Source organism: Pseudomonas sp. D2002, assembly GCF_013385735.1.
In the GTDB taxonomy this organism is placed as follows: domain Bacteria; phylum Pseudomonadota; class Gammaproteobacteria; order Pseudomonadales; family Pseudomonadaceae; genus Aquipseudomonas.
In genome coordinates, this window is record NZ_JACAPL010000035.1 from 3,278 (window position 1) to 6,905 (window position 3,628).

General features: G+C 63.8%; 2 protein-coding genes. Both read right to left on the reverse strand.

Features of this window, described 5'->3' with window-relative positions:
- Positions 1 to 1,221 (reverse strand): efflux RND transporter permease subunit (locus HX783_RS30115; protein WP_256347370.1); only part of this gene is annotated, 1,221 nt, incomplete at its 3' end.
- Positions 1,222 to 1,225: 4 nt separating this feature from the next.
- Positions 1,226 to 3,628 (reverse strand): efflux RND transporter permease subunit (locus HX783_RS29750; RefSeq protein WP_177019244.1); only part of this gene is annotated, 2,403 nt, incomplete at its 5' end.

Below are 3,628 nucleotides of genomic sequence, written 5' to 3' on the forward strand. Positions count from 1 at the left end.
CACCACCACGATGGCGTCGTCGACCACGAACCCGGTGGAAATGGTCAGCGCCATCAGCGACAGGTTATTCAGGCTGTAGCCGAGGAAGTACATCGCGCCAAAGGTGCCGAGCAACGACAGCGGCACCACCACGGCCGGCACCAGGGTGCTGCGCCAGTCACGGAAGAAGCCGAAGGTCACCAGCGTCACCAGCAGGATCGAGGCCAGCAAGGTCACTTCCACGTCATGCAGCGATGCGCGAATGGTGGTGGTGCGGTCCATCAGCAGGTTGAGTTTGATCGACGCCGGGATCGAGCTTTGCAGAAACGGTAGCGAGGCTTTCACCGCGTCCACCGTGTCGATCACGTTGGCGCCCGGCTGCTTGAACACCACCAGCAGCACCGCGGGCTTGCCGTTGGACAGGCCGAAGTTGCGCAGGTCCTGCACGTCTTCGCGCACATAGCCGAGGTCGGAAATGTGGATCAGGTCGCCGTTACTGGCCTTGACCACCAGCGGCCCGTAGTCGTTGCTGTCGAGCAACTGGTCGTTGGCGCCAATGCCATACGAGCGGTCGCCCACCGCCACGTTGCCCTTGGGCAGGTTGGCGTTGGACGCGCCGATGACCTGGCGCACCTGCTCCAGGCTGACGCCGTACCTGTTCAGCCGGTCCGGGTTCAGCTCAATGCGCACCGCCGGCAACGCGCCGCCGCCCACCGTCACGTCGCCGACGCCGGTGGTTTGCAGCAGGCGCTGTTCGAGCACCGTCGAGGCAGCGTCGTACATTTGCCCCGGCGTGGCGCTGTCGGAGGTCAGGCTGATGATCAGGATCGGCGAGTCGGCCGGGTTGACCTTGCGGTAGGTCGGGTTGCCGGACAAGTCGCTGGGCAAGTTGCTGCGCGCGGCGTTGATCGCCGCCTGCACATCCCGCGCCGCGCCGTCGATGTCACGGCTCAGGTCAAACTGCATAGTGATGCGCGTAGAGCCGAGACTGCTGGCGGAGGTCATTTGCGTGACCCCGGCGATCTGCCCGAACTGACGCTCCAGCGGCGTCGCCACGGAGCTTGCGACAGTGGTCGGGTCGGCGCCGGGCAACGAGGCGCTGACGCTGATGGTCGGGAAGTCCACTTCCGGCAGCGGCGCCACCGGCAACAGGTTGAACGCCAATACGCCAAACAAGGCCAGCCCGGCCGCCAGCAGCGTGGTGGCAATCGGGCGATGAATAAACGGCGCGCTGAGGTTCATCGCATCATTCCACCGCCACCGAGCGACGGCTGAAACGCTCGCCCAGGCCGTGCATGGCGAGGAAGATCACCGGCGTGGAAAACAGCGTGAGCAACTGGCTGAGCAGCAACCCGCCGATAATCGCAATGCCCAGCGGGTGGCGCAGCTCCGAGCCAATGCCGGTGCCCAGCGCCAACGGCACCGCACCAAACAGCGAGGCCATGCTGGTCATCAGAATCGGCCGAAACCGCAGCTCCGCCGCCTGGCGAATCGCCTCCACCGGGCTCAAGCCGCCTTCGCGCAGCAGCTCCAGGGCGAAGTCGACCATCATGATGCCGTTTTTCATGACGATGCCGATCAGCAACACAATGCCGATCAAACCGATGATGTCGAACTGCGTGCCCGTCACCAGCAACGCCAGCAAGGCGCCGAGGGCCGCCGACAGCAGCGTCGACAGAATCGTCACCGGGTGCACGAAACTCTCGTACAAAATCCCCAGCATCAGGTACACCACCACAATTGCCGCCAGCACCAGGAACACCTGGTTGGACAGCGACGCCTGGAACGTCGCCGCCGCGCCTTCGAGGTTGGCCTGCACCGACAACGGCAGGCCGACCGTGGCTTCAATGTCCTGCAAGCGCGTCACCGCCGCGCCCAATGTTTGGCCGGGGGCGAGGTTGAACGACACGTCCGCATAGGGAAACTGCCCCAGGCGGTTGATGGTGACCGGCGAGCGCACCACTTCCATGGTCGCCATGCTCGACAGCGGCGCCACGCCGCCACCGGGAATGTCCACGTACAAACCGGTGAGCAAGTCCGGCAAATTGCGCGGCGGGTGGTCGGTGGCGATCACCACGTGGTACTGGTTGAGCTGGGTGTAAATGGTCGAGACCTGACGCTGGCCGAAGGCGTCGTAGAGCACATCGTCGATGGCCTGCGGGGTGATCCCCAGGCGCGAAGCGGTGGCGCGGTCGAAGGTCAGCTTGATCTGGTTGCCGAACTGCATGGCCTGGCTTTGCACGTCGGTGAACATCGGGTCTTGCTTGATCGCGGCGAGCAGCTTGGTGGTCCACTGCTCCAGCTCATCCGGGTCGGTGGCTTGCAGGCCCAGGCGGTAGCTGGTGGTGGACACCGTGGCGTCCAGGGTCAGGTCCTGCACCGAGTGCAGGTACAGGCGGATGCCGGCGTCGTCGGCATTCGCGTCGGCCAGGCGGCGGATCACTTCGGTGCTGCTGTCACGCTCGCCGCGTGGCTTGAGGTTGATCAGCAAATTGCCCTGGTTGATGGTCGGGTTGGTCTGGTCAATGCCAACGAACGACGACAGGCTTAGCACCGCCGGGTCCTTGAGAATCCGCGCGGCCAGGCGTTGTTGTTCGACCTGCATCTGCTGAAACGAGATGGTCGGCGAGGCCTGGGAAATGCCCTGGATCAGGCCGGTGTCCTGATCGGGGAAAAAACCCTTGGGCATGATCACCAGGGTGAACAAGGTCAGCGCGGCAGTGAGCACCACCGAAATCAGGGTCAAGGTGCGGTGCGCCAACACCCAATCCAGGCCGCGTACGTAGTGGCGGTTGATGCGGTCGAAGAAGTCCGCGCGGCGCTCCTCATGTTTGGACTTGAGCATGCGCGCGCACATCATCGGTGTCAGCGTCAGGGAAATCACCGCCGAAATCACGATAGTCACGGCCACGGTCATGGCGAATTCACGGAACAGCCGCCCAACCACATCGCCCATGAACAGCAGCGGGATCATCACCGCAATCAGCGCGATGGACAGCGAGATGATGGTGAAGCCGATCTGCTCCGCGCCCTTGAGCGCCGCTTGCAGCGGCGTGTCACCGGCCTCCAGGTAGCGCGTAATGTTTTCGATCATGACGATGGCGTCATCGACCACAAAACCGATGGCGATGGTCAGCGCCATCAGTGTCAGGTTATTCAGGGAAAAGCCCAGCGCGTAGGCTACTGCCAGGGTGCCGATCAGCGTCAGCGGGATGGTCACGGCGGGAATGATCGTGGCCGGAATGTTGCGCAGGAAGGCGAAAATCACGATCACCACCAGCATAATCGCCAGCCCCAATTCGTACTGCACATCCGTCACCGAGGCGCGGATGGTTTGGGTGCGGTCAGTCAGCACCGCGACCTTCAAGGTCCCCGGCAGGCTGGCGCGCAGCTTGGGCAGCAGTTGCTGCACGCGGTCGACCACTTCGATCACGTTGGCGCCGGGCTGACGCTGGATATTCAGCACGATGGACGGCGTGTCGTTGGTCCACGCGGCCTGGCGCGGGTTTTCCGGGCCTTGGGTGGAACTGGCGATCTGCGACAGGCGAATCGGCGCGCCGTTTTTGTAGGCGATCACCAGGTCGCGGTATTCCTCGGCCGATTGCAGCTGGTCATTGGCGCCGATGGAATAGGCCTGGAACTTGCCGTC